The following is a 5,900-nucleotide window of genomic DNA, read 5'->3' as shown; positions in this document are numbered from 1 at the left end:
GCATCCGTCACCTGGCAGAGAGGGTTCCTTGCGCACGACTAGGGGTGGTTCGAACTATTTTAGATAAGGTCATGCAATGACTGATACATAAACTTATCCACAAAGTTGTCGATAAATAAACTATATTTCTTTGATTTTAAAATAAAATTCTTATTGTATAAGTAGTTACGAGTACACAGAAATTGGGGGAGTTCTTTCCCTAAACTTTTTGTCTAAATACGAAAATTTTTTCATAAAAAGTCAATATTGATCTACCCTATATTTTCCCGTATCTTGCCAAAATAAGGTGTTGATTCTGTTGTCAGACAGCACTGAGAATATCATTAAGTTACCCCTCTCATCTTCCACAATTCGAGAGATAACTTAATGAGTATGGAGCCTTAATTTACTTCTCTCATCTTCCACAACTCGAGAGATAAATTGAGGCGTTATCGAGGCCAGAGAAGACAACGATGAGGTATATAAATTGATATTAAAGTCGAAAAGACCGTTGAACACAACCGGAATTTGTCATTGCCTTCTCACAGACAGAGAGGAGGTAAGGCATGAATATGATTTCACTGAAATTGATTCTACAAGCTATTAGCTTGCTAGCAGACTTAATTCAGCTCACGCAAATCTTGCAACCATTACTCTATTAAATATTAAAACCGCCTGCTGGATCAGGCGGTTTTTTTCGTTTTGCTTGGTTCTACGTAAATTAAAGAGCAGAACTACCCATAAAAAATAATTTCATTCACGTACGAGCCTCAAGAAACACTATCATTGCACTATACATAAAAGATAAAAGTATTAAATGATAAAAATACCTATCAATAGACTATTAATCTTTATTAAATGATAGTATTATCATTGTACTTATTTTTTTAAGTCTTTTTGATAGGTAGTCGGTTATGATAGTTCGCATTTATGTACGTGCATCAACTAAAGAGCAAGATGCTGAAAGAGCGCTCAGTGACTTGGTCGAGTTCAGTAAGAGCTATAGCGCTGGACACGTTGAATACATCGAAAATGAAAGCGGCACGAAGTTAACCCGACCCATCCTCAATCGGCTTTTAAACGAATCAGAGCCAGGTGACATTTTACTCGTGGAATCGGTCGACAGATTGTCACGCCTAGAACAAGCCGACTTCGACATTCTTAAGCAACAGATCAAGAGCAAAGGACTGCGCCTGGTCGTCGCTGATCTACCCACAACACACGTCGTTAATAGTGGCATGACAGGAGAGATACTGAACGTCATCAACAGCATGTTGATAGACCTACTTGCAACTATGGCGAAGCTTGATAACGACAAAAGGAGAGAACGCATTAAGCAAGGACTAGAAAGGTCAGGTTACAAGCCGGCAGGAAAGAAAGCCAATACCGCTAAGCATGAGCGTATTAAACAGCTACTTAAGGCCGAAAATATGACAAAAGAAGAAGTAGCAAAAGCTGTAGGTGTGGGTATCGCTACTGTATATCGAGTACAGAGGACGATATAGAAATAAAAATTGGTAGTGTTCAAAAATCTGTGTCATTTCAATAAACTGAATCAAACAGGAAATGACACATCATGGCAAACAACTTTGATTTCGAAGCAGCTTTAAAACAATTACAATCAGGACAACCCCTCACTGGTGAAAACGGTATCCTGACACCACTAATCAAACAGCTGACAGAAGCGGCTTTAAATGCTGAAATTGAAAACTATCTGGAAGAAAATCCTAAACCATCCAATCGCAGGAATGGTTACTCTCGCAAGACCGTAAAATCATCCTCCGGTTCATTTGAACTGGAAACACCTCGTGATCGCACTGGTGATTTTGAGCCTCAACTCGTCAAGAAAAATCAAACCAAACTCTCTGAAGAGATCGACAGTAAAGTCATCTCACTGTTTGCGCTCGGCATGAGCTACCGTGATATTCAAAAACATATTGCCGATATGTATGCACTGGATATTTCCGAGGGTGCCATTACCAATATTACAGACAAGCTAATCCCCGAATTACGTGCCTGGCAACAGAGGCCGCTTGATGCCGTATATCCCTTTGTGTGGCTCGATGCCATCCATTACAAGATCAAGGATGAAGGCCGTTATGTCAACAAAGCCGTTTATCCCGTACTGGGCCTAAATAACGAAGGCCATAAAGAACTGCTGGGTCTTTACCTATCAGAAAGTGAAGGTGCTAATTATTGGCTCAGCGTACTCACAGATTTGCAGAACCGTGGCATACAAGACATTCTGATCGCCTGCGTTGATGGGCTTAAAGGCTTCCCTGAAGCAATTGCTGCGATATTTCCGCAGACAGAAGTGCAGTTATGTATTATTCACCAAATCCGCAATAGCTTGCGTTATGTGGCCAGTAAGGATCAAAAAGCCTTTATGGCTGATCTGAAGCCTGTTTACCGAGCAGATACCAAGCAGGCAGCTGAAATGGCGCTAGATGAGCTGGAAGCCAAATGGGGGGATAAATACGAGAAAGTCATTCGTTCATGGCGTGAAAAATGGCATTTACTCAGTGCCTATTTCAAATATCCGAAAGCGGTTAGGAAGCCAATTTATACCACCAATGCGGTTGAAGCAGTACATCGCCAATTCAGAAAACTGACCAAAACCAAGGGGGCTTTCCCGAATGAAAATAGCCTGCTGAAATTGCTGTATATTGGCATTCAACAGGCTTCTGAAAAATGGACAATGCCGGTGACAAACTGGGGGCAAACCATCACACAGTTATCGATTTACTTTGAAGGCAGGCTCGATGATATAATTAAACTCTAGCCAATTCGGCTGACACAGAATTTTGAACGCTCTCTAAAAATTTGATTTTGTCCTACTGATATTTTTTAAAAATAGATTCTATAAGACTACATCTGATTTAGATGTAGTTTATAACAAAGGAATTGTAGTCTTATAAGCTCTATAACCCTTATGTAAAAAGCTTTCCAATGGATTTAAAAGCATTAAAAATATAAAAATTAATTAAAAACCTAAGGAAGAAAAAATTGCCCTATGTTTTCGCTACGCTCAAACTCTATTGAACTTCGCTTTCGCTCAGTTCGTAGGGGCAATTTTTGGCTTAAAATTTCGTGACTTTTTAAAAAAGAAAAGCAACTAGGAATTCGCTTCGCTCATAGAACTTTTTCACTCGCTTCGCTCGACATAAAGCCACCGTAATCAGTTCGCACCCATTCGGGATGCTCTGATTCTGAGTTCTTGATACACAGGGGAGCCTGTAATCAGGGAAAAACAGGTGAAAAAATTTAGATCCCTGTAGTTCGCTCGTAGACACTCGCTAAATGCTCTCATTTGCGATTTAAGAGTTTTTTCTTAACTCAACTATAAATCTACTGTGGTTTAGCAAAACATCGCTAAAAACCCTATTTTTTTGCGTTTAAACAGCATTCACCAAGGTCGGTAATCGTTGTTATTTTCATTTTCTGGTTTTTTAGGCTCATTTTTCTGCTGTTTTTCCAATTCTTGGCGTTTTAAAAATGCCAAATGTTCTCGTTCGCGTCTTTCTTGTTCATAGCGTTGTTCTTTTTGCTCTCGTTCTTTACGTAATTGCTCTCTAAATTCACTTTCTCTGCGATCATTTTCAATTCTTCGTTGGCGATCTACTTCCGCTTGGCGTACTTGCTGCATTCTTTCTTGTTCAATTTTGAGATCATCTGCCCGTTTTTCGACAAGGATAGGTTTCATATCATCATTAAAATCATGTAGGGTATCGAATGAATGAACGTACTCTCGTTTTAGCTTCTGCCAAAACGTGGGTTTTATCGTTGGTCGTTCAATCCCATTATTTTCCAGTATCTCTGAGCATTGGCCTAAGCGTTGGACGACATTCTCAATATCGTATTCTTTAGCAAGTTGTTCGACCTCGGTTGCGTATTCTCTCCAGTTCTCATTTTTTGCCTGTTCTACTGATTTTTCAGTCGCATAAAAATCAGGTTTTTTTATATCTCTGTAAGTATGATGATAAGAGTCATAAAACAAATTATTGCTATGTAGGTAAAAATCGCTTTTGTTTTCTGCTAACCATCGTTTTGTCTTGGTGAGATTTGATTCAATCTGCTTTTGATTATCAGCAGCATTGCTTTGAATGGTGTAAAACTGATTGGCAAATTCTGCATAAATATCTTGGCACCGGATGAAGTCATCATATGCGTTGTCGATCTGTTGAACCTGTTGTTCTTGCAGGCGTTCTTCTTCTAGGTTGAGATTTACTAATTCTGCTAAAAGCTCTTTTTCTTCTGCTTCGGTTAACTGAAGTTCGTTTTCCAGCTGGGTAATCTGATCTTCTAATCGACTTGGAACAATAATTTCTTGATCAAGGCCCTTGATGATCTGTTGGTATTCTCGTGCAGCATCTAAATTTTTGGCTTTGATTGCATCATTTTCAAGTGCAATTCTTGGTAGCACAATTTCAGTGTTACGTTCTTCAAGCGGTCTTTTTTGTTCCTCGTCATATTGTCTGCGAAGTGCTGTAGCTTCATGCCCTTCATGATGAGTGGGTTCAAGAAAGTCTAAGCCCTGATCCTTGTAACTCCGGTGGTCGATGCGTTCGTCTAGTCCGGCATTTTCCAATACTGTGTTTACAACATTGGCAAAAGTTGCTCGGCTGTCCTTCAGGATCTCGGGACCATGGTCGTTGAAGATTCTTTGTTTCTTTCCTAATTCGCCTTTTTCATTGATGAGTCTGGTAGTGAACATCATGTGTACGTGATAGTTTTTATTATTGGTTTCATCGTTATGTTCATGTGGTGCATGGATGCAGGCATCGACAATAACATTGTGCTTGTTCACAAAGTCTCGGCAAAAGTCATCAACGATTTTTATGCGTTCTGCATCTGTTAATTCATGTGGTAAAGCACAGATATATTCTTTGGCGAGTCGTGCATTGGCTTTCATTGAGCCATTGGCATTGAATTCTTTTTTTTCTACTGTATTCCAAAGTGTTTGACGGTCTAAAAGTTTTGTATTGGTATGTTCTGGTGCATAAATATTTTTGTATTCAAGTCCCTTTTTTTTAGTGTAGTCCTGAGTCTTTCCAAAAGTCAGATCCTCTAATTTTTCACAGGCACGATAAGCAGCACAAGCAACGGCTGAACGTCCGTCACTTCGTGAGATGTTGCTTTCATTCAAATGAAAAATTGCCACTTTAAAAACCTAAATTTCTGCATACCGTGGTTTTGATTTTTGCAACTTTGAAAAAGTTGCTGACCATGCTAAAGCGAGGTCATGGGGTACAGGGGTTTCCCCTGTCGCAACGTCCACTTTTGAATGAAATGATAAAAGTGGGTAAGTGCGCCCTTCGTTTCACTCCGGGAAAACTTCGCTTCGCTACGTTTGATATTGCTCGCTTTGTTTTTTGACTCTATGATGATGTTTGATTATTGATCATCACGGTTTAATACTATGTCAGATATTCAAGAAAAGAAAGATACAGTTTTAAAGAAACTCACCAAAGCACAGCAGAAAAAATTATCCCTGCAAGAGCAAATTGAGTATTTGAAAAAAGAACAAGAGCAGATCTTAGAACAGGCAAAACAGAAACAGAATGAGCTTAAACTCAAACAGCAAAAACTTTTAAGCGAAGCAAAAGCTCAAGAACGGAAAAATGAAACTAGACGGAAAATTTTGCTTGGCGCTTGGGTTTTGAATAAATTTAAGAATGATGAATCTTTTAAACATCAATGGGCTGATTTTGAGCAGTTTTTAAGTGCGGAAAGTAAGACAGAAGAAAATAGACAGAAAGATAAAGAGCTTTTTAATGATCTTTTTAAGGGATAAGTTCTAAATTTCATATAAGAGATTTTATGTTAAATAAAGGTTAACTACTATGAAATGCTAATGTTTGTATTACAGGAGAGGTAGCTCAATTTGTTTGAACAACTAAAAGCTTATTTAAAGTTGAAAT

4 protein-coding genes are annotated in these 5,900 nt (G+C 38.7%); 3 read left to right on the top strand and 1 reads right to left on the bottom strand.

Features of this window, described 5'->3' with window-relative positions; genetic code table 11:
- Positions 1-893 precede the first annotated feature (893 nt).
- Both FTV34_RS15955 and FTV34_RS15950 read left to right on the top strand, forming a co-directional pair.
- Positions 894-1,484: a recombinase family protein gene (locus FTV34_RS15955; RefSeq protein ID WP_127801920.1), complete on the top strand. Its 591-nt coding sequence runs from the start codon at positions 894-896 to the stop codon at positions 1,482-1,484.
- Between the two features lie 71 nt (positions 1,485-1,555).
- Complete coding sequence (locus FTV34_RS15950) at positions 1,556-2,761, top strand: IS256 family transposase (protein WP_180070782.1); 1,206 nt, start codon at positions 1,556-1,558, stop codon at positions 2,759-2,761.
- Positions 2,762-3,385: 624 nt separating this feature from the next.
- Here the strand turns inward: FTV34_RS15950 and mobQ are convergent.
- Positions 3,386-5,140, bottom strand: a complete 1,755-nt coding sequence (mobQ, locus tag FTV34_RS15945; RefSeq protein WP_368856425.1) for a MobQ family relaxase — start codon at positions 5,138-5,140, stop codon at positions 3,386-3,388.
- 258 nt (positions 5,141-5,398) lie between these two features.
- Between mobQ and FTV34_RS15940 the strand changes: the two genes are divergently transcribed.
- Positions 5,399-5,773: a hypothetical protein gene (locus FTV34_RS15940; protein ID WP_002011652.1), complete on the top strand. Its 375-nt coding sequence runs from the start codon at positions 5,399-5,401 to the stop codon at positions 5,771-5,773.
- Positions 5,774-5,900 lie beyond the last annotated feature (127 nt).

This window comes from Acinetobacter sp. YH16038 (assembly GCF_013417275.1).
Classification (GTDB): domain Bacteria; phylum Pseudomonadota; class Gammaproteobacteria; order Pseudomonadales; family Moraxellaceae; genus Acinetobacter.
Note: the sequence above shows the minus strand (reverse complement) of the source record. Positions and strands in the feature narration are given on the sequence as shown.

Excerpts from the sequence above, each read along its gene's own strand:
- FTV34_RS15955 (WP_127801920.1), top strand. The coding sequence starts at position 894 with ATGATAGTTCGCATTTATGTACGTGCATCAACTAAAGAGCAAGATGCT.
- FTV34_RS15950 (WP_180070782.1), top strand. The coding sequence starts at position 1,556 with ATGGCAAACAACTTTGATTTCGAAGCAGCTTTAAAACAATTACAATCA.
- FTV34_RS15940 (WP_002011652.1), top strand. The coding sequence starts at position 5,399 with ATGTCAGATATTCAAGAAAAGAAAGATACAGTTTTAAAGAAACTCACC.